We start from the raw sequence: 25,525 nt of genomic DNA, 5'->3' as shown, positions 1-25,525 counted from the left end.
ATAAGTTTTTAAACTGATTAAAATTTGTGCGAAAACTTCGAAATATGGTGATTTACAGCTTTGCTTGACGCAGGTGCCATGTTCAAAAGGCGAGGCGATGAACCGGCCCGCATCAGGGTCGCAGAGCCAATTTAGGAGCGTAGAATGAACCCCGGAACCGAACCGAGCTTTCGCGATAGCGTCGACATCATGTTTAACCGGGCGGTGGCCCTGATGGACCTGTCGCCGGGTCTGGAAGAGAAGATTCGCGTGTGCAACGCGACCTACACGGTGCGTTTCGGCGTGCGCCTGCGCGGCGGTATCCAGACCTTCACCGGCTATCGCTCGGTCCATTCCGAACACATGGAGCCGGTCAAGGGCGGCATCCGGTACAGCCCCGGCGTGAACCAGAATGAGGTAGAGGCGCTGGCGGCGTTGATGACCTATAAATGCGCACTGGTCGAAGCGCCGTTCGGGGGCTCCAAAGGCGGGCTGTGTATTGATCCGCGCGACTATGATGAACACGAGCTGGAATTGATCACCCGCCGTTTCGCTTACGAGCTGATCAAGCGCGATATGATCAACCCCGCGCAAAACGTTCCCGCCCCCGACATGGGCACGGGCGAGCGCGAGATGGCCTGGATCGCGGATCAGTACAAGCGCATGAACACCACGGACATCAACGGGGTTGCCTGTGTGACGGGCAAGCCGATCAACGCGGGCGGCATCCATGGCCGCACCGAAGCGACGGGCCGCGGTGTGCAATATGCGCTGCACGCGTTCTTCCGCGACACCAAGGGGATGGAAAAGGCTGGTCTGGGCGGCGAGCTGGACGGTAAACGCGTCGTGGTGCAGGGCTTGGGCAATGTGGGCTACCACGCCGCCAAGTTCCTGAGCGAAGAGGATGGCTGCAAGATCACCGCGATCATTGAACGCGACGGCGCTTTGTTTGATGACCGTGGTCTTGATGTGGAAGAGGTACACCGCTGGATTTCCATGCATGGCACGATCAAGGGCTATCCCGATGCGCCCCTTGAAGAAGACGGTGCTAAGCTGCTGGAAGCGGACTGTGACATCCTGATCCCTGCGGCGCTGGAAGGGGTGATTAACCTGACCAACGCGCATAACATCAAGGCCCCGCTGATCGTCGAAGCCGCCAACGGCCCCGTAACCGCCGGTGCCGATGATATCCTGCGCGCAAAAGGCGTCGTGATCATCCCTGACATGTATGCCAACGCCGGCGGTGTGACGGTGTCATATTTCGAATGGGTCAAGAACCTGAGCCACATCCGTTTTGGCCGTATGCAGCGCCGCAACGAGGAAAGCCGCCACCAGCTGTTGGTGGACGAGCTGGAACGTCTGAGCGCCGATAGCGGTGTCGGCTGGCAGCTAAGCCCGAACTTCAAGGATAAATACCTGCGGGGTGCCGGGGAGCTTGAGCTGGTCCGCTCCGGTCTTTACGACACGATGAGCGACGCCTACCGATCCATGGCGGAAGTCTGGCACAGCCGCGACGATGTCGAAGACCTGCGCACCGCCGCCTATCTGGTGAGCATCGGCAAGGTCGCCGCCAGCTACCGCGCAAAGGGGCTGTAACCTCGCGCGGGCCCTATGCTGCGCCCCTGAAAAGTTCCCCGAAAGCCGCTGTGATAGCGGCTTTCGGCAAAGACGCGCCAAACCGCCAAGCGCGTACTGCGGAAAACCGCTCTGTCACTTGTATTCCAACGGGGGTTGGCTAGGTTCCTGCGCCATGAGCACCCGCTCTGGTGTCCTCTGCAGCCTTTAACTTTAAACGGCGCAGGCAGTGGAAGGGCGGCGGGCTTGCAAAGAAACATTTAGGAGATGTGACGATGAAATTTGGTAAACTCATGATTGCCGCAGCACTGGCCACGTCCAGCGCGCCTGTCTTCGCCGCCACCAGCGCTGAAACCGATTGCCAGTATCAGGCAGATGTCGTGCAGGCCGTCCGGCAAGCGCGCATCGACCGCGTGAAAGAGCGTGACGTGCCGGATCACATCGCCTCCAAGAACCCAGAATGGCCCGATCGCTATGACGCGGTTGTCCCGCTGGTCGCCCCTTGGGTCTATGAAATGAAAATGCGCGACGTGAAGGGCAACGACCTTTCTGCCGCCTGGAACGAAATGTGTTTGGGCCAATGACGCCCGCGCGCGTCGTTTGATCGTGCCGTAATCTCTGTCGGGGCGGTAGGACGGGGGCCAGCCCCCATCGCCCTGACGGACGATCCCCCCGGAGTTTATCCGGCAAAATGAAGCCCGTCGCGCAGGCTTTGGGTGCTGGACTTTGGCCCTGCCGACCCAATATAAAACAGTATGAGCCTGCCCCCTGGATTTTTGGATGAACTGCGCAGCCGTGCCAGCCTGTCACAGGTGGTGGGGCGCAAAGTGATGTGGGATCCGCGCAAGTCCAATCAGGGCAAGGGCGATATGTGGGCTCCGTGCCCGTTCCATCAGGAAAAATCCGCCAGCTTCCACGTCGATGACCGCAAGGGATTCTACTATTGTTTCGGGTGTCACGCTAAGGGGGACGCGATCTCTTTCGTGCGAGAGACCGAGAATGTCAGCTTTATGGAAGCGGTAGAGATTCTGGCGCGTGAGGCTGGGATGCCCATGCCAAAACAAGACCCGCGCGCGCAGGAGAAGGCGGATAAGCGCACGCAACTGGCCGAGGTGATGGAACTGGCGGTGCAGTACTTCCGGCTGCAACTGCGCACCGCTGCGGCAGGGGCCGCGCGCGACTATCTTGCCGGGCGCGGGCTGACGCCGCAGGCCTTGGAACAATGGGAAATCGGCTTCGCGCCGGACCAGTGGCAAGGGCTTTGGGATCACCTCAAGGCCAAGAATGTCGAGGATGCGTTGATCCTTGGGGCGGGGCTGGCCAAGCCTTCGTCCAAGGGCGGGCGGCCTTATGATACATTCCGGGGCCGGATCATGTATCCGATCCGGGATGCGCGGGGGCGGGCGATTGCCTTTGGCGGGCGGGCAATGGACCCGAATGACAACGCCAAATATCTGAACTCCCCCGAGACGGAGCTTTTTGACAAAGGCCGCAGCCTCTACAATGTGCGTGATGCGCGGACAGCGGCAGGGCAGGGCAAGCCGTTGATCGTGGCCGAAGGCTATATGGATGTGATTGCATTGGTGCAGGCCGGTTTCGGCGCGGCGGTGGCCCCCTTGGGCACGGCGATCACCGAGAGCCAGCTACAGATGTTGTGGCGCATCTCGCCCGAGCCGATCATCACGCTGGACGGGGATGCGGCGGGTCAACGTGCGGCCATGCGCTTGATCGATCTGGCGCTGCCGCTGCTTGAGGCGGGGCAATCCTTGCGTTTTGCCGTGATGCCTGACGGTCAGGATCCGGATGATCTGCTCCGCGCGCACGGGGCGCCGGCGTTGCAAAAGTTACTGGATAACGCGATGCCGATGGTGCGTCTGCTCTGGCAGCGCGAGACCGACGGCCGCGTTTTCGACAGCCCCGAGCGTAAGGCAGGGTTGGACAAGGCGCTGCGCGAAAAGATCATGATGATCAAAGACCCGTCGATCCGCAGCCATTATGGTCAGGAAATCAAGGATCTGCGCTGGCAGCTCTTCCGTCCGCAAAAGGCCAAGAGAGATTTTAGCCCCGTCGCGCGCGCTTCCGGTGGTGGCAAATGGGCCCCCGCGCCGCAGGGGCCGTCCCCGAGTGCGAAATCCTCTATTCTGGTGACCGCAGCCGGGCTGGGAGCGACGGAGCATCTGCGCGAGGCGGTGATCCTGATGGCCCTGCTGGGCTGTCCGCAGCTGGTGGAAGAGTTCGAGAACGGGCTGGCCGCGATGCGCTGTCAGGACCCGGATCACGGACGTATCCGCGATTTGATGTTGCGCCATGTGCATCACGATCCGGCGGTGTTGCGCGAAAAGATTTATGACGCAGTGGGGGAGTACACCCTTGAAAACATGCTGTCGCAGCGCCACGTAGCCATCACGCCCTGCATCCGAAGCCCTGGCAACCTGGAAAAGACGCGCATGACTGTCGCCGAAGAACTGGGCAAGCTGGAAGCCGTGCGCGGGCTGGACGAAGAGATTGCCGATGCGGTCGAAGATCTGACCGGCACCGCGGATGAAGGGCTGACATGGCGGTTGGGCGAAGCGGCACGCAACGCTGATCGCGCACAGCGCAGCGGGCAGGAAGATACCGCAGAATACGACATTGCCGAGAACGGTGCCCACATCAGCCGGGACGAACGCAGCGCTTTTGACGCATTGCTGGGGTCGATCCTGAAGGGTGATGCGAAAGACAAAAAATGAACCCGGCGTGGCTTTTTCGCCGGGATGTTTAACAAAATACAGGGTAACGGGTTTAAGAATCACCCAGAACCCCGCATGATTCGAACAACCGAATCACGTCACGTGATTCGCACCCATTCGCTGGAGGAAATTTCATGGCCGCCAAAGACACGAACGAAGACGCGAAGTCTGACGACCAGGATGCCGGCCATTCGCTTGATATGAGCCAAGCCGCCGTCAAAAAGATGATCGGCGAAGCCCGTGAAAAGGGCTATATCACCTACGATCAGCTGAACACCGTTCTGCCCCCTGACCAAGTCAGCTCGGAGCAGATCGAGGATGTGATGTCGATGCTGTCCGAAATGGGCATCAACGTGATCGAAGACGAAGAAGCCGAAGAAGAAGACGCCAAGGGCGGGACCGAAATTGCGACCACGGAAAGCAACCGTGATGTGGCGCTGTCCTCTGGCACGTCCGAAAAGCTGGACCGCACGGATGACCCCGTTCGCATGTATCTGCGCGAGATGGGATCGGTTGAACTGCTGAGCCGCGAGGGCGAGATTGCCATCGCCAAGCGGATCGAGGCAGGGCGCAACACGATGATCGCGGGGCTGTGTGAAAGCCCGCTGACCTTCCAGGCGATCACGATCTGGCGCGACGAACTTTTGTCCGAAGACATTTTGCTGCGCGATGTCATCGACCTCGAGGCGACATTCGGCACCCAGATGGGCGACGAAGAGGAAACGACTCCGGTCGTGCCAACCGCGGGCACCGAGACAAAGCCCGCCGAAAGCACAAGCGAAGTTGACGCCGACGGCAACCCGATCTCGAACGATGACGACGACGAGGATGACGACGAACAGGCCAACATGTCGCTGGCCGCGATGGAAGCCGCGCTGAAGCCGCAAGTGCTGGAAGCGCTCGACATCATTGCCGATGACTACGTCAAGCTGAGCCAAATTCAGGACAGCCGGATTTCGGCCACCCTGAACGAGGACGGCACCTTTTCGAAGACCGATGAGGAAGAGTACCAGCGCGTCCGCTCCGAGATCGTGGCTTTGGTCAACGACCTGCACCTGCACAACAACCGTATCGAAGCGCTGATCGACCAGCTTTACGGCATCAACCGCCGCATCATGCAGATCGACTCTGCGATGGTGAAGCTTGCCGACCAAGCGCGCATCAACCGCAAGGAATTCGTCGACGCCTATCGCGGCTATGAGCTGGACCCCAACTGGATGGAGCGGATGGCCGAGAAGTCCGGTCGCGGCTGGCAGATGTTCATCGAACGGTCCTCTGACAAGGTGGACGAGCTGCGGGCCGATATGGCGCAGGTGGGGCAATACGTCGGTCTTGATATCTCTGAATTCCGCCGCATCGTGCAGCAGGTTCAGAAGGGCGAGAAAGAGGCCCGTCAGGCCAAGAAAGAAATGGTCGAGGCGAACCTGCGTCTCGTGATCTCGATCGCCAAGAAATACACCAACCGTGGCCTGCAATTCCTTGATCTTATTCAGGAAGGGAACATCGGTCTGATGAAGGCCGTCGACAAGTTCGAATACCGTCGCGGCTATAAATTCTCGACCTATGCGACATGGTGGATCCGTCAGGCAATCACCCGTTCCATCGCGGATCAGGCGCGCACCATCCGTATTCCGGTCCACATGATCGAGACGATCAACAAGCTGGTTCGGACCGGCCGTCAGATGCTGCACGAGATTGGCCGCGAGCCGACGCCGGAAGAGCTGGCCGAGAAGCTGCAGATGCCGCTTGAGAAAGTGCGCAAGGTGATGAAGATCGCCAAGGAGCCGATCTCCCTCGAAACGCCTATTGGCGACGAGGAAGACAGCCAGCTTGGTGATTTCATCGAGGATAAGAATGCTGTGCTGCCGCTCGACAGCGCCATTCAGGAAAACCTCAAGGAGACCACGACACGGGTTCTGGCCAGCCTCACCCCGCGCGAGGAACGTGTGCTGCGGATGCGCTTCGGCATCGGCATGAACACCGACCACACGCTGGAAGAAGTCGGCCAGCAGTTCAGCGTGACCCGCGAACGTATCCGTCAGATCGAGGCGAAGGCACTGCGCAAGCTCAAGCACCCAAGCCGGTCGCGCAAGCTGCGGTCGTTCCTCGATCAGTAAGCGCGTGATCGCGAGAGTTTTGAAAGGCGGGTGTTCAGGCACCCGCCTTTTTTCATGGCTGAAGCGACGATCTCGAAGCTGTGAATTTAAAATCCCGCCGCGCAGCCTATCTGTGAACCACGCACCAAACAGGAGCCGCCATGAAACGTCTTGCCCTTGCCGCCATTCTCTCTGCCGCCCCGCTCGCCGCGTTTGCGCAATCCTTTACCGCGGTAAACGAGCTGCAGGTCATCCCGCTGTCGGGCGCATCCTTCGAGGTGATCGAGGATCATGGCGAAGGAGCCAGGGGCATGTGGTGTGCCGCCGCCGAATTTGCCGAGGAAAGGCTGGGCACGCCAAGCGCTGCTGAGATCTACGTCAAGTCGCCGCGCGGGCCATCTGTCAGCGGGGTAGGGCGCACGGGCGTCGCCTTTACCTTGAATGATGCAGAGCTGTCAGAGCCTGCGTTCAAATCCTATTCGGTATCGGTGCGCAACGCGGGGCAGGCCCTGCCCGTGGGCCACGCGATCCAGTTCTGCAAGGACTACATCCTTGAACTTAAAGACTTTTGAAAATTAGGAATACCACGATGAAAACCCTGACCACCGCTTTCGTACTGGCCGCATTGGCAACGACCCCGGCCTTCGCACAGGCCTATGTGCCGAATGACCGTCTGACTTTCACACCGACCGAGGGCGGCGTGCATATCAGCGGCAGCACCGGCTTTGGTGCGCGCGGGCATTGGTGCGCCGCGGCGGATTATGCGCTGCGGGAAATGGGCGCGCAGGACAGCCAAAAGCTGTATGTAAGCGAGCCGCGCGCGCGTGGTTTTGGCGGCGATGGTGGTGTCACCTTCACGCTGGATCCCGCGGGGCTGACCCCATCGCCCGTCGTTATCCTGGGCGGATCCTTGACCAAGGCCGGGTCGGCCATGACCATCAGCCACGGGATCACGCTCTGCGGTGGTTTGCAATCGCCCGGGCGTTGAGGCTAGCCTGACCCATCAGCACAAGGCGGGCGGAATGAATAGCGAGTTTACGGTCAAGACCGGCGGGCAGGGGCTCTACGAGGTGACGGATCAGGTGCATCGGGCGCTATCGGGGCACCGTTCTGACGGGTTGGTGACGCTGTTTCTGCGCCATACCTCCGCCTCGCTGCTTATTCAGGAAAACGCGGACCCGGATGTGCAGCGCGATCTGCTGGCCTATTTCTCGCGTCTGGTGCCGCCTGCGGATGACCCGTCAATGTCCTACCTCCGGCATACGCTGGAAGGACCAGATGACATGCCCGCGCACATCAAGGCGGCAGTGCTGCCCGTTACGCTCAGCATCCCCGTGGTTGCAGGCCGCATGGTGTTGGGCACATGGCAAGGCATCTATCTGTTCGAACACCGCGACGCGCCCCATAGCAGACGCATCGCGGTGCATTTCGCCTGACCTCAATCCACCGGCATCAGGTGGATCTCGCGCACGGCTGCGTGGGCCGGTGCCTCTAGCGCGTGCATCACGGCCGATGCCACGTCTTCTGGTTTCAGCTTGTCGGGCTTGGCTTCGTCAAAGAACGCCGTGTCCACCATCCCGGGGGAGACAACCATACAGCGCCCGCCCCATTCCGCCATTTCGTCGGCGAGGTTGCCCGCAAAGCCGTGGATAAAGAACTTGGTCGCGCCGTAGATCGACCCCTTGATGTGGCGGCGTCCTGCGGCGGAACCGGTCACAACATACTGCCCCGTGGTCTTGCGCAGATATGGCATCGCGGCATGGGCCGTATACAGCGCGCCCATCACGTTCAGATCGATCATCGATTTCCAGTCGTCCGGGTCACCCTTTTCGGTGCCGCCCGGCGATGTCCCCCGTCCTGCATTGGCAAAGACAGCATCGATTTGCCCGAACTTCTGCGCAAGGCGGCTCATGGCCTGTTCTTGGTCATCGTATTGCGTGGCATCTCCGGTCAGCACCAGCGCCTGATCCCCGATCTCGCGCGCGAGATCTTTCAGCTTGTCTTCGCTGCGGGCGAACAGCCCGACGTTCCAGCCGGCCTTGGCAGCAGCGCGGGCGGTGGCTGCGCCGATCCCGCTTGAGGCTCCGGTGATGAAAAGCGTCTTGGTCATAGTGAATTCCTTTCAGATCAGTCGTCTTGCAGGGACAACGCATGGTATCAGGCAAAGTTCAGGGCAGTTTTCCCCGCTACAACATATAGATGGGCATTTCGCCCCTACCCAAAACCTCGCGTTGGTCCTATAGTTTTGGGGAATGGGGGTGTTTCACCCCCTATTGAGCAGGTTTAAGATAAGGGGACCGGCCATGCGCTGCCCGTTTTGCGGAAATATCGACACCCAAGTTAAAGACAGCCGCCCGGCCGAGGATCACGTTTCGATCCGCCGCCGTCGTTTCTGTCCCGCCTGCGGGGGCCGGTTTACCACCTACGAACGGGTGCAATTGCGCGATCTGGTTGTCGTCAAAACCTCGGGCAAGCGCGAGGATTTCGACCGTGACAAGCTGGAACGCTCCATCCGGATCTCGATGCAGAAACGCCCGATTGATCCCGAACGGATCGATCAGATGATCAGCGGCATCGTGCGCCGTTTGGAAAGCATGGGCGAAACCGATGTCGGATCGAAACAGATCGGCGAGATCGTGATGGAGGCGCTGGCCCGCATCGACACCGTCGCCTACGTCCGCTTTGCCAGCGTCTACAAGAACTTTCAGGCGGCAGATGATTTCGATAAATTCGTGCAGGAACTGCGGCCCGACACCCCTGCGGACGAATAAGTATGTCTGACGACGCGCGCTTTATGGCGCTGGCCTTGTCGCTGGGCCGGCGCGGGCAGGGGGCTGTCTGGCCCAATCCCGCCGTGGGCTGCGTCATCGTGCAACAAGGCCGCATTGTCGGGCGCGGCTGGACCCAGCCGGGCGGCAGGCCCCATGCAGAACCCCAAGCGCTGCGTCAGGCCGGACCTGCGGCACAGGGGGCGACGGTCTATGTCACCCTCGAACCCTGCGCCCATACCGGCAAGACGCCGCCCTGCGCCGATGCGCTTGTCGCCGCCAAGCCTGCGCGCGTGGTGATCGCCTGCACCGACAGTGATCCACGCGTCAGCGGCAAGGGCATTGCGATCCTCCGTGCGGCGGGCATTATCGTTGACGTGGGCGTGCTCGAAGATGAAGCCCGCGCGGATCATCTGGGCTTTTTCCTGCGTGTCGACGAAGGCCGCCCGATGGTGACGCTCAAGCTCGCGAACAGCTTTGACGGTCGCATTGCGACCGCGTCGGGCGAAAGCCAGTGGATCACAGCCCCGCCCGCCCGCCGCGTGGTCCATGCCATGCGCAGCCGCCATGACGCGGTCATGGTGGGCGGTGGCACGGCGCGGCAGGATGACCCCAGCCTGACCGTGCGCGACCTTGGCACCACGCGCCAGCCGACACGGATCGCTGTGTCGAACGGGCTGGACATCCCCCTGAATGGCACGCTCGCCAGAACCGCCAATGACATCCCCCTGATCCTTTGCCACGGCCCCAAGGCCCCGGCAGAGCTGATCGAGACGTGGGAAAGCCTTGGCGCGACGCTGATCTCTTGCGCACCAAAGATGGGCCAGATCGACGCCGATGACATGCTCCAGCAGCTTGGCCGCCACGGTCTGACACGCATCTTCTGCGAGGGGGGCGGCGGACTGGCTGCGACGCTGCTAAAGGCGGATCTCGTGGATCAACTCGTCGGGTTTACGGCGGGTCTGGCCCTTGGCGCGGACGGCTTGCCCGCCATCGCGCCGCTGCAGCTTCCACGTCTGGCACAGGCCCCGCGCTTCACCCTGACCGAAACTTCGCGCATCGGCCCCGACCTCCTCCACATCTGGGCTCGCAGCAACACGCCCACCTAACCCCTTCCAAATGGCTTAAAATCCCGGGGGCGCGGGGGCTGGCCCCCGCCTCTGATCTGCACATGGGCTGGCCCCGCTGTGCTATCGCCGCCGCCACAAATGCGCCTGTGTGGCAAACACCCCCTGCAGCTTCGCCAGCACCCGGTTCGCCACCCCGCGCCGCGGCAGATCACCCGAGGCCAACCGCTCCACCACCACCTCGACCGGGCAGGCGGTACCGCTGCGCGGATCAAAGTAGCGCGGATAATCGATCAGGGCGGCATGGGCCAAACCTTCGATAGATACCTCCGCGCTGCGACGCGCCGGGATATCGCCGCGGTCTTCCGTCAGCCCCCAGCCCGCGTAGAAGGGGGCACCTAAGGTCACCACCTTGACGCCGCGCAGCAGGGCCTCGAACCCCAGCAGCGATGTCATGGTCCAAACCTCATCCACATGCGCCAGCAGGGCGATGGGGTCGGCATCGGTCAGCACTCGGTCCGCCAGCCCGCCTGCGTCAATCGCGCCAAGGCGCAGCCCGGCCTCTACGTCGGGATGGGGCTTGTACAGGATCACGGCGTCGGGATGCGCGGCGCGCGCGGCTTGTAGCAGCGCCAGATTGGTGGATACCGCATCGGTGCCCGCACGGATGGAGGCGTCGTCCTCCACCTGACCCGGTACCAGAATGCGCCGTCCGGCGGGCAGGGCGTCCAGATCGCCACCGCCGCCAAGGTTATACTTGCTCAGCCCCGCGTCGCGCAGCACCGCAATCAACCGTGCCGCGCGGCGCGACTGGTCGGGGCGCATTTTGGCGCGCGACGTGATCAACTGTTCCAGCCGGCTGGGGCTGCGCGGGTCATAGTAGATACCCAGATCATCGCAGACCAGCGACAGGGGCGGCACCAGATCGGCCCCCAATCCGCGCGAGCGCAGGAAACCGTCCTCGACCCGCAGGGCACCGGCATGGGCCTGCGTCGCTTTCGAGGCCCAGACCATCCAGGGCTTGCCTGTGGCGCGGGCGGCTTTTGGATCATTCTGGTAGGTCACCGGCGACCAGCGGCCAAAGAAACGCTGCAAGGGCTGACGTTTCCACAGGCGCATGTCAGAGGCGACCCAGCCCCGGTGGTCTTCGCGCCAGGCCCGGGTCTGCGCGGCCATCGCCTCTATCACGGTTTCCAGATCACACAGGCAGTCACGGTGCGGATCGTACCATTTTGGATAAAGGATCATCGCCCCCGCAAAAAGCTGCGCACGGGTCAGCACACGTTGGCGCCGCTGCACGGGGAATTCGTCTTCGGTCAGGCCCCATCCCGCATAGAAGGGCTGCCCGAAGACCCGGGGCTTGTGGCCTGCAAAGATCGCCTCGAACCCCATTTGCGAAGACACGGTATAGACACGCACAGCCCCTTCAAACAGGGTCCAGGGGCTGATGGGGGCGGTCAGCAGGGTGATGCGGCCGTTGGCGTCCTCAGGCCCGAAATGACCGCTGCGATAGCCCTTTGCGGTTTCCGGATGGGTCTTGATGATGATCCGCGCGCCGGGGTTCTCTTGCTGGGCAAAGACCAGCATCTCAAGGAACCGCGACCGGTCCGCGCCCGAGGCCGCGACCGACGCATCACCCAAGGTCTGGTCGATCACCAACACATAGCCGGGATCCGGCGCGGGGTGCGCGGTGTCGAACCCGCTGTATTTGGTCAGATGCGCCTCGGTGATGCGGTGGATGGCACCGCGCGCACGGTCCAGCAAAGCCGTGTCATCCAGCGGGTGGCTGGTCAGGATGTCCTCAAGCTCGGAGGGCTGTGTCGGGTCGAAATGCAGCCCCTTGTGATCGACCAGCAGCCCCAGCGGCGGCTCGCCTGCGCGACCGGGAAACAGCGACCGCAGCATCGCGTCTTCGACGCGGACAACGGGTAGCCCTTTTTTGGATGCGACGGCCAGCCCACGATGCGCGGTGCCAGCATTGCCCCAGACAGCGATGGCATCCCCGTCGCTCGGCATGCCCAGATGCAGGCTATAGCCCGACAGCTGCAAGATGCGCCGCACCCGCCGGTTGGTGATGAAGCCGCCGTTAAACACAAAAAGCCGCCGGTCCCGTGGGGAACCGGCGGCGGGTGTGTCGTATATTTCCGGCCCTAAAGCCATCGGCCCAGATCAGTTGCTCGACGCGAGCGACGACAGGTTGTTGACCGAGCTGGCCGACCCCGTGATCGAGGAGATGACCTTGCTCCACTGGGTGAAGGGGGCTTCGGTGACGTAGAGCGTATCACCATCACGGATCACGAAATCGCGGGCCATGAACATGCCGTTGGGCTTGGTCAGGTCAAGCACATAGACCATGCGCTGTGCGCCTTGCAGGTCATTGCGGCCCAGAACCTGTGCCACGACCGCTTCGGGTTCGTTGCGGAAGACGAAAACACCTGTCGGGTCAGCGGTGCCCGCGTTCAGGCCGCCCACCTGTGCGATGCCTTCAAGCGCCGACAGGTTCTTGGTCTCGAACGGGACTTTCTGCTGCGCGCCGGTGGCACCAAGGGCCACAAAGGACCGTGTGTCTTCCTCGATCAGGATGCGATCCCCGCCGCGCAGGGCGATGTCGAGCTCTGGGTGGCTGTAAAGATCTTCAAGCCAGATTTTGCCCCGCTGATTGCCACGCAGCACGGTGACCTGCGCGATCTGGGGGGTGATGGTCACACCACCGGCACGCGCCAGCATGGTGGCAAGCGTGCGCGTGGGGCGTTCAATCGCATAGACACCCTGTGCACCGACAGAGCCGACAAGCGACACGGTCGCCCCGTCACCGGCCAGACGGCGCACCTGAACCTGCGGGTCCGGCGTTTGTTCGGACAGTTTGTTGGTGATGATGCGACGGATCGCTTCGGGGGAATTGCCAGCGGCCTTGATCCGGCCCGCGTAGGGCACAAAGATGAACCCCGATCCGTCGACCTGCACTTCTTCCAGCACGGTGGCGTTGGCCCCTTGGGCGGCCAGCAAGCCATCATCGACGTTTTCCCAGATCGTCAGCCCCAGCGTATCACCGGGGTTGATCGTATCCGACCCAAGCTGACCGGCGTTGATGAACCCCGGGCTAAAGCCAAGCGCGGGGGCGACGGCGGTGGCGCGGGTTACACGGTCGTTGACGGCGACAACAAATGCGTCGCCTTCCTTCTGGACCGATCCGGCAAAGATCTGACGTTTGTTCGGGCCAACCTGCGGAAGGCCACATGAAGATACCACGGCCATAGCCGCAAGTAATGCGATGGGACGCGCCCACCGGAAGGGTACGGATTTCACTGCCCGGTCTCCTCGACCTGTTCTTGTTCTGCCTCGAATTCGCCGATTTTTTCGGCGTAATTATCATCGGCTTAGCGCAGATTGGATCGAAAAGCTACTGTCTGGGCGAAAAACGCTCAGGTGACGGCCCGCAACTGTTGCCTTGGTGCCGCGGTTCCCAGCTCTAGCGCGTCGTAGGGGTCTTCGGGGGCAAGCATCATATCGACCACTTGCCGCATCAACTGCGTGCGCGCGCGTGCCGCATAAAATCCGCCCGGCACCTGCGAGGTTTCCAGCAAATACCGGCGATAATCCTTGTAGGCCTTGTTATCGGGGCGCGAGGCGGCGGCAAAGAATTGCGCCAGCGGCTGGTCCGAGACGAATTCGGGTTTCGCATAGACGGCGCTGCCAAACACCTTGAGCGGAATTCCGCGCCACAGCACCTGCTGACCGGCGGTGGAGTTCACGGTAACGGCGGTGCGGGCATCGTTGAGCAGCTGCGCCAGCTTGCCGCCGCGCACGAAATGCACCCGGTCCGCGACACCCAGATCCCGCGCCACCTGTTTGACCACGCGGCGCAGAGGTGCGCGGCCGTCTTCCAGCGGGTGGGCCTTCACAACTAGATGATGGTGGCGCGGCGCGCCCTTGGCGAAGCCTTCCAGCACCACGGTCAGGAAATCGGTCATCGTCTCGAAGGGGGAGTGTTCCTGGAACGAGCTGTCGTGCTCTAGTTGCAGCAGCGCCAGATGGTAGGGGAAGCCGCCGAGCCGGATACGCAGCGTTGCGATCAGCCGGTCCAGCGCCAGCGCGGGCATCAGCAGCAGCCGCTTGAGGTACAGCTTGAACTCCTTGGTCACCGGCAAGCTCCGATGCGGGCGGAAGTTGCGGTAGTCGCCGTTCCGGAAGAGCACAAACCAGTGATAGAGCGCGCCATAGAACACATGCTGGCGCATATCACCCCAATGACCGGGGGGGAGGGGGGCCTCCATATCCGAATTGGCCAGTGCTGCCTGCATCTGTTCGATGGTCATGTCCATCAGCCGGGAATTGCCGTTGGACCCGCCGCGTTCATAGGTGACCCAATAGGGGCGCATGTAGCCTTCTTCAAAGACATGCACGGTCAGCCCGCGAGCCTTGGCCTCGGCCACGGCTTGGGCGTGGATCGGGCGGGTGTCGCCATAAAGCACGATATCTGTGACACCCTTGTCGGCGAGCAGCGCAACAAAGGTGTCTTTCCACGTGTCAGCTGTTCCGCGAAACGGGATATAGCTGCGCGGGTGGAACCAGAAGGCCCGATCGCCTGCGTTGAACCCCACACGCCAGACCTGCGCCCTCGCCAGACGGAGCATCTTGCCCAGACGGTTGAAGAAGGGGCCATGCGGCCCTTGCAGGAAAAGGAAGACCCGTTCACGGGGTGCTGCGGCGTTCATCGGTTGCTTTCGGTTTATCTTGGTCATCGGGCAGACAAACACCGGATACCGGCGAAAATGTGGCGTGTCTGTGGACTTGTCATGCTGCGGGCAGAGGTCTACTTCGGTAGCGACCAGTATAGAAGAGGCAGGCGCATGTTTACAGGCATTATCACGGACATCGGAAAGATCACCAAGCTTGAACAGCAAGGCGACCTGCGCGCGCGGATCGAAACGGGCTATGATACCAGCGGCATCGACATGGGGGCGTCTATCGCCAGTGATGGCGTGTGCCTGACCGTGGTGGATCTGGGGGCCGATTGGTACGAGGTGCAGATCAGCGCCGAGACCGTGGCCAAGACCAACCTTGGCGCATGGGAGGTCGGACGCCGTCTGAACCTTGAACGCGCGCTGAAGGTCGGGGACGAATTGGGCGGGCACATCGTGTCGGGCCATGTCGATGGCGTGGCCGAAGTGGTGGCGCTGCGCGACGAGGGCGACAGCACCCGCGTGACCCTGCGCGCGCCCGAAGACTTGGCGCGTTTCATTGCCCCCAAAGGCTCTGTCGCGCTGAACGGCACCTCGCTGACCGTGAACGAGGTCGACGGCTGCGACTTCGGCATCAACTTTATCCCCCACACCAAAGAGGTGACCACATGGGGTGATGTCGCTGTCGGGGACCGCATCAACCTGGAGATCGACACATTGGCCCGCTATGTTGCGCGGCTGGCGGAAATGTCATGATCGCGGGGATCGGACATAATCAGGGCCCCAGCCTTGAGCGCGGCCAGAAGTGGCGCGCTTTCCAGTGGCAAAAGGCACGCGAGGCGGCGATGCCTTCAGCGATCCCGCTGATGGTCGTCAAGATGCGCGTGGCGCGCGCCCGCGAGCTGGGGTTGGACTACAAGGCCTATGCCGCGATCCGTCAGGCCACCGGGCGCGATATTCTGGCGCTGCTGTTCTCGTCCAATGCGCTGCGGGTGGTCCGTGCGGGGGCACCGCATATCCCCCTGCGCGAGGCCGAGGTGCTGGACAAGGTGCAGCGCGCCCAAAAGCTGGCGCTGGTACATCGCCCGCTGCGGCCCGACAGTGTGGCACAGGCGAATCCCGCGCTGGATCACGTGGCCGAGGCCCCCAAGTTCACCGACAGCTGGAGCGCGATGCGCGATCATCTGGGGCAGGTGGTTCAAGGGCGCAAGCTGGTCGGCGATCAGGTGCTGATCATCGGCGACACCGGATTGGAACGGGACTGGGCCACTGCAAGCAAGGCGGCGGGCTATGTGGAGGCCGCGCGCTATTTTGGCGCTTAACGCGGACCGCCGCGCGCGGTGACGGTGCGGAATTGAGTTTATTTGGCAAAATGAAGCAGGGAGGGGGGCGGCCCTGCTCTGGCAAAGGCGCGTGGGGTGGGGTATGTGCCAGAGCAGCAAAGAGTGAGGTGACCCCATGCAATTTGAAACGCCCGGACCGGTCGAGGCTGAATTGGCGGATGCCATCGCGCCCATCGAAGAGATCATCGAAGAGGCCCGGCAGGGTCGCATGTTCGTGCTGGTCGACCACGAAGACCGCGAGAACGAAGGCGATCTGGTAATCCCTGCGCAATTTGCGGATGCGGATGCGATCAATTTTATGGCCACCCACGGGCGCGGGCTGATCTGTCTGCCGATGACCGAGGAACGGGTCAACACGCTGGGTCTGCCGATGATGGCGGTGAATAACTCTGCCCGCCATGAAACAGCCTTTACCGTATCGATCGAAGCACGCGAGGGGGTGACCACCGGTATTTCCGCCGCCGACCGTGCGCTGACCGTCAAGGTCGCCATCGACGAGGATAAAGGCGCGGTGGATATCGCCACGCCGGGGCATGTGTTTCCGCTGCGCGCACGCGATGGCGGTGTCCTGGTCCGCGCGGGCCACACCGAGGCTGCCGTCGATATCTCGCGCCTTGCGGGGCTGCATCCGTCGGGTGTGATTTGCGAGATCATGAAGGAAGACGGCACCATGGCCCGCCTGCCGGATCTGGTTGCATTCTGTCAGCAGCACGACATGAAGATCGGTACAATCAGCGATCTGATCGCCTATCGCCACAAGCATGACAACCTGCTGGTGGAGCGCGACAGCCGCACCGTGACCTCTGCCTATGGGGGCGATTGGAAGATGCAGATTTTCACCGACGAGATCAGCGGCACCGATCATGTGGTCCTGTCCAAGGGCGATATTGCCACAGAGGCTCCGGTTCTGGTTCGCACCCATGCGATCAACGCGCTTGAGGATATCCTCGGCCTCGGGCCAAGCCCCGCCGACGAATTGCCACGCGCGATGCAGATCATCGCGGACGAAGGCCGTGGCGCGGTGCTGTTGTTCCGCGATCCCGACCCGCGGTTGCGTTTCGAGGACGAAGAGGATGATCGCCCCCGTACCGTCAAACGCACCGGCCTTGGGTCGCAGATCATGGCGAGCCTTGGGTTGCACAAGCTGATCTTGCTGACGGATAACCCCGATACGCGCTATCTGGGGCTGGACGCCTATGACCTTAGCATCGTGGGCACGCGCCCCATCACGCAGGAGTAAATGCAATGGCTGCTGGAAATCATACGACGCTGACCACACCGCGTTTTGACACGCCGGTTAAGGTTCTGATCGTCATTTCGCCCTATTACTCGGACATCGCCGAGGGCTTGCTGAAAGGCGCCAAGGCAGAGCTCGAGGCCGCCGGGGCTGAATGGGACGTGGTAGAAATGCCCGGCGCGCTGGAAATCCCGACCGCCATCGGTATCTCTGACCGCAAGAGCAATTTCGACGGCTACGTGGCGCTTGGCTGTGTCATCCGCGGTGAGACCACCCATTACGAGACCGTGTGCAACGACAGCAGCCGCGCCTTGCAGTTGATGGGGTTGCAGGGCGTCTGTATCGGCAACGGCATCCTGACCGTCGAGAACCGCGAACAAGCCGCCGTGCGCGCCGATCCGGAGGGGCAAAACAAGGGCGGCGGTGCGGCAGCTGCGGCCTTGCATCTGATCGCGCTGAGCCGTAAGTGGGGCGACATTCGCAAAGACATCGGTTTCAAGCCGCGCTCGGATGAATATCTGATGGCGGGCGACAATGACGGACCCAAGACAGCATGACATCCTCCGCCGGCCTTTCGGGCAATCAAAAACGCAAGATGAAATCAGCTTCGCGGCTTTATGCCGTGCAGGCCCTGTTCCAGATGGAGCATTCCTCGCAAAGCTTTGACACCGTGCGCAAGGAGTTCCTTGAGCACCGCTTTGGTGCGAGCTACGACGGTCAGGAAATGATCGATGGTGACATCCGGCATTTTGCAGACCTGCTTGAGACGGCGGTGAACTATCAGGCCGCGATTGACCAGATGACCGACCGTGCGCTGGTGGCTAAATGGGCCATCGCGCGGATCGACCCTACTTTGCGTGCCTTGTTCCGCGCTGCCGGTGCCGAGCTGCGCGCGCAGGAAACGCCGCCGCGGGTTGTGATCAACGAATATGTCGACGTGGCCCGTGCCTTCTTTGAGGGGGGCGACGAGCCGAAGTTCGTGAACGCCGTTCTGGATCATATGGCCCGCGAAGCCCGTCCGGAAGAGTTCTGATCCGAAAAGGCTCAGCTCATCGTCTTTGGCCGACAGCGACAGACCAGCGAAAAACCGGATATTTTCGGGGAAGTGTGACGGGACCACCGCTGCCGTTCTGTTCTATATTCCCGAGGACCTGTATGTACAGGTGGGCGCCAGATAAACGAACCAGGGCTCGAACAGAGCCAGCTCCCTCGGATTTGCTTAAGGCCACTGGAATGTAACTTTTACAAACAGGGCAGAACCCGTCACCCCCGTTAAGTAGGCGCGACAATAGCCTGCGACAAGGGGTATTCTAGCTTGGCTCGGTGTTTTCGACAAAGCGGTAGCGGGTCAGCTCTTCGGGCAGCAGCAGATAGATTTCATCGGGCGGCGTGACCAGCGCGTGCTGCATGACCAGCGGGTCGATGCCCATCTGATCCAGATAGGTCATGACCTCGCCTTGGCCGCGCTGGATGTCCTCCACCGCGACAAAGGCGGGGAGCAGGGTGCTTTCACCGAAAAAATGCTGGTGCACCCCGACAGAGGCATCCTCCGGCACGTCGCGGCTGGTGCCTGCGGCCAATAGATAGGGGCAGGCGGAATAGCAGATATCGCCGCTGCGCAAGGCGGTCGTGAGCTCAGCATCCCGCAGATACCGCCCCAGACGCAGCGCGTCGCTGACCGACCCACCGGGCGAATTCAGGATCACGCCCTCGGGTTGGGGATCAAGCGCGGTGATCTGTTTCTCGATGCGTTCGGCATCACCCGCCATGATGCCCCCTTCCAGCAGCACGCGCGTGCCACCTTCGACAACGGTCAGGGTCAGCCGTTCGGGCAGGGGTGTATCCGGCATGGGGCGACCGCCGGGGCGGGCGCGGTCGGGTTGAAACCGGCGGGTCTGGTCGCCGGGGCGCGTGGGTTCGGTAAGCCCCGGGGCACGCGGGCCAAAGCCGGGCAGGCGCAGCCCCTCGTCCAGATCACCCCAGAAAAGCAGCCCCGCCAATCCCAGCTGAAAGATCAGAACGCCGCCCAGAACCCGTGCCACGGGAGGGCGTTTGGAAGGATCACGTCGCAGTTTCATGTGGTTTTCGAAGGCGTGCTAAGGGCAGGATTCTCGGTCACGATATCATGGGGCGCGCTTTCATCGCGGTCATTATGCGCGTCCTCATCAACAGATGTGCCCTTCATCGCCGCATCCATGTCACGCATTGCCAGCACCGCGGCCCGCAGTTCGGCAAGGGTGAGTGTTTCCTCGATCGCGCTGCCCTCGCGGCCTTCGCGGATCGCCCCTTGGGTGATGGCGAGAATGAAGACCAGCACGGCGGGCAACAGATCAATGGCAATCGCGCCAGCCCAGGAGGGCACGAAGTTGCGCGCGTATTTGATCACCGCATCGGCGCTGGAAATCGGGGTGTAGGTCGTCTCTGTTGGCGGGGCCATGGCCAGCACGTCTTGGGCCGCACGCTCCAGTGTGGCGGCACGTTGGGCCAGAACCTCAAGCACGGCACTGATGGTCGAGGCCTGATTGCCCCGCACCTCGACACTGCTGCCATCCAGTTCGGGCAGCACGACAGAGGCCGACAGATCCTGCGCGGCGCGTTCGACCAGCGGGGCGACCGACAGTTGCCGCAAGCGCGTGATCAACCCGGCAAGCCGTACCGCCTGTTCGGAAAATTCGACCGATCGCGCTTCCACCGGACCGGGCTCGACCGTCAGCGCGCGCATCCGGCTAAGGATCTGGTTGCCCTCGACAAAGGCGTCGTTGACCAGCGGGGTCTGGGTGGCGATCTGCGCCTCCAGCCCCGATAGCTCTGCCGATTTCTGTCGCAGCACGCGGAACACGGCGCCACGCCCCGCCAAGCCCGACAGCCCGCCCGTGGCCTCCTGTTCGCTCAGATCCTCGAAGCTTTGACGCACACGGGCAACGTCCCGCTCCAGCCCTTGGGCGGAAAGGGTGATCTCATGCGCGCGCTCCAAGGAGCCTTGGTAATCCTGCACGGTCTCGGCCAGATGCTGTTCCACCGCTGCAGATCCGGCAAGGGCGGCGGCGTTCAGCCAGCTCGACATCGCGATGATCGCGACGCTTCCCAGCGACATGGCCCCCAACAGCCCGACCCGCGCACGGGCGCTGCGCACCGCTGGAAACAGGCGCAGCATATAGGACCAGAACACAAAGATGCCCACGGAAACAGCAGCGGAATAGGCGATCGCGGCAAAGGCCGACATCGCCCCGTTGTCATCCAGCAAGGACGACACCCCAAGATAGGTGTAGATGCCCGACGCCACCGCCAGCACCCCAAGCGCTGTGCCCGAAAACGTATCGAGCCAGCCTAGATGCCCTTCAAGTTCGCGCGCATAGCGGATGCCGCGCTGTTGATGTGTCGAGTTTTCGCCGTCGCGCGCCATATGCCCACCCTGTTTTCTTTTGAACTAGATAGGTTGCGCGCTGCGGATTACCAAGCGCTTGCCTGATGTTCATGAATTGTTCATATTGCTCCCATGACCCAGACCGACCTGATGACCGCCCCGACCTTGCAACCCGGACAGTTGATTGCCCGTGGTGTGACCCGCCAGCTTGCCGCACTCGGTTTCGCGAGCGTTGAGGAACTGGTGCCCACGCGCGGCCTGCGGGTAGATGTGATGGCGCTTGGCCCCAAGGGGGAGATCTGGATCGTCGAATGCAAATCCAGCCGCGCCGATTTCATGTCCGACAGCAAGTGGGAAGGGTACCTCGAATGGGCCGACAGGTTCTTTTGGGCGGTGGATGCGGATTTCGACGTCGACCTGCTGCCCGAGGACACCGGCCTGTTTGTCGGCGACAGCTACGGGGCAGAGCTGGTGCGCATGGGACCGGAAACCCGACTGGCTGCCGCGCGCCGTAAAAAAATGACCCATCTCTTTGCCACCCATGCCGCGCGCAGGCTGCATATGTTGCGCGACCCGCATGCCATGCCGCAGTGGGGCTAGGGTACATCAGTATTCCAAATGGAAAATATCCCGGGGGTGCCGCGCAAAGGCGCGGCGGGGGCTGGCCCCCATCCCGACCGGGCAACATGCGTTATCGCTTGTTCTTGCCAGCTTTGCCCGCACGATGGGCGGCGGCCATAATCTCTTCCGCGATTTCAACGGCTTCATCCGTGGTGAAATCCATCGGGATCTCGATCCCGCCTTCCGCTTCGATGAACAGCCGGACCATGCCCTTATCGGTTGGCCCGATTTGCAGGTTGGCTTCAATGTCGCGTTCTGTGTCGATGCCCATGAGGTTTCTCCGAAACTGTGTCAGGTCCCGTACCCTGCGGCGGTGGAAATGGCAAGTTTTGCCATTCTCACCTGCGACAGGACAAATCGAAGTTTGCGACGGATATGTGCTTGCATTCCTTTTTCATGAACGCTAGATCGACCGCAGTGCCGCCTTAGCTCAGTTGGTTAGAGCGCCTGATTGTGGATCAGGAGGTCCCTGGTTCGAGACCAGGAGGTGGTACCACTCCCCCCCCCGAAAAAAGACCACATGTCTGATGGGCGTGATGTTTTCGTGCGCCGTGTCTCGGCACTGTGGCGCATAGGCTGCGCGCGTTACTCGATCGTAACGCGCTGCCGCAGCTCGCCTGTCATCCGGTCAAAGATCAGAATCACATCTTCCTGTGTCACCACAGCATACCAGTCGGGGCCTTGGGTGAAGGTCACCGCTTTTTCGCCGTCGGGCAGGGTGATAGAGGCCGGTAAATCGGGGCTCTTGTTCGAGAAGCGGATGACAAGTAGCCCGATCACGACTAGAAGGCCGAAAATCATTGTGGCGGTCAGCACCGTCACCAGCCGCCGCAGGAATTTGATGTTCGGGGGCTCGGAAGGATCAGTCATGTCGCACCGTCAAATTACGTTTACCATCGCGGACAGCCCGCCACCTCGCCTTGATAAGGCGCTTGCGCGCGATGTGCCAGAGGATGCGAACCTGTCGCGTACACGGCTGGGGCGTTTGCTGGAACAAGGTGCCGTGCGTGTCGACGGGGCAGTGGTAACCGATCCCCGCAGTCGCGCCGAAGCGGGGCAGCAGATCACCGTCGATGTGGAAGAGGCCGAAGACAGTCATATCCTCGCCGAGGAAATCCCGTTGGAGGTCGTCTTTGAAGACGCGGATTTGATCGTGATCAACAAGCCCGCAGGCATGGTGGTTCACCCTGCGCCGGGCAGCCCGTCGGGGACGTTGGTCAATGCGCTGCTAGCGCATTGCGGCGATGACCTGTCGGGGGTGGGCGGCATGAAACGTCCAGGCATCGTGCACCGGATCGACAAGGATACCTCGGGTCTGCTGGTTGTCGCCAAGTCTGACGCAGCCCACCACGGGCTGGCCAAACAGTTCGAGAAACACACCGTTGAACGCTATTATCAGGCCTTGGTCTACGGCGTGCCGGATGCCAACGATCCGCGCTTACGGGGGGTGAAGGGGGCCAGCTTCGAGCCGGGCAATATCCTCAAGCTCACCACGCAGCTGGCGCGTCACCGTACCGACCGTCAGCGTCAGGCCGTGTTCTTTCAGGGCGGCCGCCACGCCGTGACCCGTGCGCGCACCGTTGCGCGGCTTGGCAATCCAGAGGTTCTGGCGCTGATGGAATGCTGGCTTGAAACCGGCCGTACCCATCAGATCAGGGTGCATATGGCCCATGCCGGTCACGCATTGGTGGGCGACCCGACCTACGGTGGCAAACGTAAACTAGCAAAAGGCGCGGTCTCGGACGCCGCCGCCGAAGCGGTGCGTAGCTTTCCGCGCCAGGCCCTCCATGCGGCAGTATTGGGGTTCGACCATCCGGTCACGGGCGACTACGTTCGCTTCGAAGCGCCGCTGCCCGGTGACATGACCGACCTGCTCGAGGCCTTAGGCTACGACCTGGCCTAGTGCACAGTTGTGTGATCGACCTGTAGTAAAACGGTTTTTTAAGGATTATTGGGCCCAATTCACCGTCCCATGCGTTAGGCTGGGCACTTGAAACGGAGCGGGGCCCTCTCCATATCTATGTTAATCCAAATAACATGGGCCCCGGAAATTGGGGAAAGGGACAAAGATGGCTAATTACGCAAATCTGCCAGCGCCAACACCGGAAGGCGGATTGAACCGCTATATGCAGGAAATCCGCAAGTTTCCCCTGTTGGAGCCGGAAGAAGAATACATGCTCGCCAAACGGTGGGTCGAAGAACAAGACACCGAAGCCGCGCATCGCATGGTCACCTCGCACCTGCGTTTGGCGGCCAAGATCGCCATGGGCTACCGCGGCTACGGTTTGCCGCAGGCAGAGGTGATTTCAGAAGCCAACGTCGGCCTGATGCAGGCGGTCAAACGCTTCGACCCCGAAAAAGGCTTTCGTCTGGCGACCTACGCCATGTGGTGGATCCGCGCCTCGATCCAGGAATATATCCTGCGATCCTGGTCGCTGGTGAAGCTGGGCACGACCTCGGGCCAGAAGAAACTGTTCTTCAATCTGCGCAAGGCCAAGAACCGCATCGGCGCGCTGGAAGAAGGCGACCTGCACCCCGATAACGTCAAACGTATCGCGACGGACCTTGGCGTGACCGAAACCGAAGTCATCTCTATGAACCGCCGTATGTCGGGCGGTGATGCGTCCTTGAACGCCACTGTCGGCTCCGAAGGCGAGGGGACGATGCAGTGGCAGGACTGGCTGGAAGACGAAGACGCCGACCAGGCCACCGATTACGAGGAACGGGACGAGCTGGAAACCCGCCGCGAGATGCTGGCGGAGGCGCTGGATGTGCTCAATGACCGCGAGAAAGACATCCTGACCCAACGTCGCCTGTCGGACCAAACGGTCACGCTCGAAGATCTGAGCAGCCAGTATGACGTCAGCCGCGAGCGTATCCGCCAGATCGAGGTGCGTGCCTTTGAAAAACTGCAAAAACGCATGCGTGATCTGGCCCGTGAAAAGGGTCTGATGGGCACCGCCTGATCGCCAGCCACGGTTTTGAACATCGATCCCCGCAAGGCGCGTCGCTTTGCGGGGATTTTTTATGCGCCCCTTGATGATCTGCCGCGGCTCCCCCTACAGTCGCGCGACACCAAACATCAGGGGATCACGATGAAAACGCTACGCTGGGGCATCCTCGGGGCTGCCCAATTCGCACAAGAACAGATGGCCCCGGCTATCCACGCGGCGAAAGGGGCCGAACTGGTTGCCCTCGCCACATCTCATCCTGACAAAGCCGCGCCCTTTCAGGCATTTGCCCCGCAGCTTGCCGTGCACAACAGCTACGAGGCGCTGCTTGCCGATCCAGATATCGACGCGGTCTATATCCCGCTGCCCAACCATTTGCATGTGGAATGGACGCTCAAGGCGCTGAAGGCGGGCAAACATGTCTTATGTGAAAAGCCGATGGCGATGCAGGCGCAAGACTATGAGCAGTTGATCTCCGCACGCGATTCCACGGGCCTGCTGGCGGCCGAAGCCTTCATGATCGTCCATCACCCCCAATGGATACGCGCCCGAGAGATCGTGCAATCGGGCAGCCTGGGCCGTCTGCGCCACGTGGCGGTCAACTTCTCGTTCTTCAACGACGATACCGGCAACATCCGCAACGACCCCAAGGCCGGTGGGGGCGGGCTGCCGGACATCGGTACCTATGCCTTCGGCTGCACCCGTTTCGTCACGGGGCAAGAACCGACCGCGATCTCCCATGCCAAGATCGACTATGAAAACGATGTCGATGTCTTCGCGCAGGTCGCGGCCCGCTTCGACGGGTTTGACCTTTCCGCAACCGTGTCCATGCGCATGTTCCCGTTTCAGCAGGTCGTTATTCACGGCGAAAAAGGTATCCTGCGTCTGACCTGCCCGTTCAACCCGACGGTCTATTCCCAAGCCGAGCTGCATCTTGAGACCGCACAGAACAGCACCACCGTCGAACGCTTCCCCGGCGTCAACCATTATGTGCAGCAGGTCGAAAACTTTGGCGCGTCAGTGACCGAGGGCGCGGGCTATCCCTGTCCGCTTGAGTTCAGCCGCGGCACCCAACGCATGACGGATATGGCCTTTGCCGCCGGGGGTTGAGCC

The 25,525-nt window shown here is 61.7% G+C and carries 26 protein-coding genes and 1 tRNA gene; 19 read left to right on the top strand and 8 right to left on the bottom strand.

Features of this window, described 5'->3' with window-relative positions; genetic code table 11:
• Positions 1–144: 144 nt before the first annotated feature.
• The 7 genes from ABM428_RS11980 to ABM428_RS11950 all read left to right on the top strand — a co-directional run bounded on the left by ABM428_RS11980 (position 145) and on the right by ABM428_RS11950 (position 7,815).
• Positions 145–1,575 carry a Glu/Leu/Phe/Val dehydrogenase gene (locus ABM428_RS11980; protein WP_005849243.1) on the top strand — a complete coding sequence of 477 codons (1,431 nt, stop codon included), beginning with the start codon at positions 145–147 and terminating at the stop codon, positions 1,573–1,575.
• A 254-nt stretch (positions 1,576–1,829) separates the two neighbouring features.
• Positions 1,830–2,138, top strand: a complete 309-nt coding sequence (locus tag ABM428_RS11975) for a hypothetical protein (protein ID WP_005849241.1) — start codon at positions 1,830–1,832, stop codon at positions 2,136–2,138.
• A gap of 171 nt (positions 2,139–2,309) precedes the next feature.
• Positions 2,310–4,283 carry a DNA primase gene (gene dnaG / locus ABM428_RS11970; RefSeq protein ID WP_009825049.1) on the top strand — a complete coding sequence of 658 codons (1,974 nt, stop codon included), beginning with the start codon at positions 2,310–2,312 and terminating at the stop codon, positions 4,281–4,283.
• 134 nt (positions 4,284–4,417) lie between these two features.
• Positions 4,418–6,400, top strand: a complete 1,983-nt coding sequence (gene rpoD, locus ABM428_RS11965) for an RNA polymerase sigma factor RpoD (protein ID WP_005849238.1) — start codon at positions 4,418–4,420, stop codon at positions 6,398–6,400.
• A gap of 140 nt (positions 6,401–6,540) precedes the next feature.
• Positions 6,541–6,951, top strand: coding sequence for a hypothetical protein (locus tag ABM428_RS11960; RefSeq protein ID WP_132997391.1), 411 nt, complete (start codon positions 6,541–6,543; stop codon positions 6,949–6,951).
• 17 nt (positions 6,952–6,968) lie between these two features.
• Positions 6,969–7,367, top strand: a complete 399-nt coding sequence (locus ABM428_RS11955) for a hypothetical protein (protein WP_132997390.1) — start codon at positions 6,969–6,971, stop codon at positions 7,365–7,367.
• A gap of 34 nt (positions 7,368–7,401) precedes the next feature.
• A complete protein-coding gene (locus ABM428_RS11950; protein ID WP_132997389.1) occupies positions 7,402–7,815 on the top strand; it encodes a secondary thiamine-phosphate synthase enzyme YjbQ in 414 nt (137 codons plus the stop codon).
• A gap of 2 nt (positions 7,816–7,817) precedes the next feature.
• On the opposite strand, the gene ABM428_RS11945 is transcribed toward ABM428_RS11950, so the two are convergent.
• Positions 7,818–8,489, bottom strand: a complete 672-nt coding sequence (locus ABM428_RS11945; protein ID WP_005849231.1) for an SDR family oxidoreductase — start codon at positions 8,487–8,489, stop codon at positions 7,818–7,820.
• 193 nt (positions 8,490–8,682) lie between these two features.
• On the opposite strand from ABM428_RS11945, the gene nrdR reads away from it, so the two are divergent.
• Positions 8,683–9,150 (top strand): transcriptional regulator NrdR, encoded by a 468-nt coding sequence (gene nrdR / locus ABM428_RS11940; protein ID WP_005849229.1) that lies wholly within the window; start codon positions 8,683–8,685, stop codon positions 9,148–9,150.
• Between the two features lie 2 nt (positions 9,151–9,152).
• Complete coding sequence (gene ribD, locus ABM428_RS11935; protein WP_132997388.1) at positions 9,153–10,256, top strand: bifunctional diaminohydroxyphosphoribosylaminopyrimidine deaminase/5-amino-6-(5-phosphoribosylamino)uracil reductase RibD; 1,104 nt, start codon at positions 9,153–9,155, stop codon at positions 10,254–10,256.
• An 81-nt stretch (positions 10,257–10,337) separates the two neighbouring features.
• On the opposite strand, the gene ABM428_RS11930 is transcribed toward ribD, so the two are convergent.
• From ABM428_RS11930 to ABM428_RS11920, 3 genes are all read right to left on the bottom strand, one after another.
• A complete protein-coding gene (locus ABM428_RS11930) occupies positions 10,338–12,374 on the bottom strand; it encodes a capsular polysaccharide biosynthesis protein (RefSeq protein ID WP_132997387.1) in 2,037 nt (678 codons plus the stop codon).
• 9 nt (positions 12,375–12,383) lie between these two features.
• On the bottom strand, positions 12,384–13,469 hold the full coding sequence (locus ABM428_RS11925; RefSeq protein ID WP_005849224.1) for a polysaccharide biosynthesis/export family protein: 1,086 nt from the start codon (positions 13,467–13,469) through the stop codon (positions 12,384–12,386).
• A gap of 167 nt (positions 13,470–13,636) precedes the next feature.
• Complete coding sequence (locus ABM428_RS11920; RefSeq protein WP_132997386.1) at positions 13,637–14,929, bottom strand: capsule biosynthesis protein; 1,293 nt, start codon at positions 14,927–14,929, stop codon at positions 13,637–13,639.
• A gap of 135 nt (positions 14,930–15,064) precedes the next feature.
• On the opposite strand from ABM428_RS11920, the gene ABM428_RS11915 reads away from it, so the two are divergent.
• From ABM428_RS11915 to nusB, 5 genes are all read left to right on the top strand, one after another.
• Positions 15,065–15,652 carry a riboflavin synthase gene (locus tag ABM428_RS11915; RefSeq protein WP_132997385.1) on the top strand — a complete coding sequence of 196 codons (588 nt, stop codon included), beginning with the start codon at positions 15,065–15,067 and terminating at the stop codon, positions 15,650–15,652.
• Entirely contained in the window at positions 15,649–16,218 is a 570-nt protein-coding gene (locus tag ABM428_RS11910; protein ID WP_132997384.1) for a hypothetical protein, read from the top strand. The genes ABM428_RS11915 and ABM428_RS11910 overlap by 4 nt, the downstream gene beginning before the upstream one ends.
• A gap of 136 nt (positions 16,219–16,354) precedes the next feature.
• The gene (ribB, locus tag ABM428_RS11905) at positions 16,355–17,479 is read left to right on the top strand and encodes a 3,4-dihydroxy-2-butanone-4-phosphate synthase (RefSeq protein ID WP_132997383.1); all 1,125 of its coding nucleotides are present in this window, start codon (positions 16,355–16,357) and stop codon (positions 17,477–17,479) included.
• A gap of 5 nt (positions 17,480–17,484) precedes the next feature.
• Positions 17,485–18,033, top strand: coding sequence for a 6,7-dimethyl-8-ribityllumazine synthase (locus ABM428_RS11900; protein WP_132997382.1), 549 nt, complete (start codon positions 17,485–17,487; stop codon positions 18,031–18,033).
• Positions 18,030–18,509, top strand: a complete 480-nt coding sequence (gene nusB / locus ABM428_RS11895) for a transcription antitermination factor NusB (RefSeq protein ID WP_005849213.1) — start codon at positions 18,030–18,032, stop codon at positions 18,507–18,509. Before ABM428_RS11900 ends, nusB begins: the two co-directional genes overlap by 4 nt.
• Before the next feature lie 277 nt (positions 18,510–18,786).
• Here the strand turns inward: nusB and ABM428_RS11890 are convergent, their stop codons facing one another.
• Positions 18,787–19,554, bottom strand: coding sequence for a hypothetical protein (locus ABM428_RS11890; RefSeq protein WP_184581690.1), 768 nt, complete (start codon positions 19,552–19,554; stop codon positions 18,787–18,789).
• The gene (locus ABM428_RS11885) at positions 19,551–20,879 is read right to left on the bottom strand and encodes a hypothetical protein (protein WP_353627967.1); all 1,329 of its coding nucleotides are present in this window, start codon (positions 20,877–20,879) and stop codon (positions 19,551–19,553) included. The genes ABM428_RS11890 and ABM428_RS11885 overlap by 4 nt, the downstream gene beginning before the upstream one ends.
• Before the next feature lie 93 nt (positions 20,880–20,972).
• Between ABM428_RS11885 and ABM428_RS11880 the strand changes: the two genes are divergently transcribed.
• Complete coding sequence (locus ABM428_RS11880; protein ID WP_353627966.1) at positions 20,973–21,440, top strand: MmcB family DNA repair protein; 468 nt, start codon at positions 20,973–20,975, stop codon at positions 21,438–21,440.
• Positions 21,441–21,531: 91 nt separating this feature from the next.
• Here the strand turns inward: ABM428_RS11880 and ABM428_RS11875 are convergent, their stop codons facing one another.
• On the bottom strand, positions 21,532–21,732 hold the full coding sequence (locus ABM428_RS11875) for a DUF6324 family protein (RefSeq protein ID WP_005849205.1): 201 nt from the start codon (positions 21,730–21,732) through the stop codon (positions 21,532–21,534).
• 148 nt (positions 21,733–21,880) lie between these two features.
• On the opposite strand from ABM428_RS11875, the gene ABM428_RS11870 reads away from it, so the two are divergent.
• Positions 21,881–21,957 (top strand) — tRNA-His (locus tag ABM428_RS11870).
• Positions 21,958–22,046: 89 nt separating this feature from the next.
• Here ABM428_RS11870 and ABM428_RS11865 read toward each other — a convergent pair.
• The gene (locus tag ABM428_RS11865) at positions 22,047–22,331 is read right to left on the bottom strand and encodes a DUF6476 family protein (RefSeq protein WP_037944608.1); all 285 of its coding nucleotides are present in this window, start codon (positions 22,329–22,331) and stop codon (positions 22,047–22,049) included.
• Between ABM428_RS11865 and ABM428_RS11860 the strand changes: the two genes are divergently transcribed.
• The 3 genes from ABM428_RS11860 to ABM428_RS11850 all read left to right on the top strand — a co-directional run bounded on the left by ABM428_RS11860 (position 22,330) and on the right by ABM428_RS11850 (position 25,522).
• Positions 22,330–23,364: an RluA family pseudouridine synthase gene (locus ABM428_RS11860; RefSeq protein ID WP_132997377.1), complete on the top strand. Its 1,035-nt coding sequence runs from the start codon at positions 22,330–22,332 to the stop codon at positions 23,362–23,364. The genes ABM428_RS11865 and ABM428_RS11860 overlap by 2 nt on opposite strands.
• Before the next feature lie 166 nt (positions 23,365–23,530).
• A complete protein-coding gene (rpoH, locus tag ABM428_RS11855; protein WP_005849199.1) occupies positions 23,531–24,427 on the top strand; it encodes an RNA polymerase sigma factor RpoH in 897 nt (298 codons plus the stop codon).
• A gap of 129 nt (positions 24,428–24,556) precedes the next feature.
• Positions 24,557–25,522, top strand: coding sequence for a Gfo/Idh/MocA family protein (locus ABM428_RS11850; RefSeq protein WP_132997376.1), 966 nt, complete (start codon positions 24,557–24,559; stop codon positions 25,520–25,522).
• Positions 25,523–25,525 lie beyond the last annotated feature (3 nt).

This window comes from Sulfitobacter sp. TCYB15 (assembly GCF_040435955.1).
Lineage (GTDB): Bacteria > Pseudomonadota > Alphaproteobacteria > Rhodobacterales > Rhodobacteraceae > Sulfitobacter > Sulfitobacter pontiacus.
The sequence above is the reverse complement of the archived record's forward strand: the minus strand, read 5'-3'. Positions and strand labels throughout refer to the sequence as shown.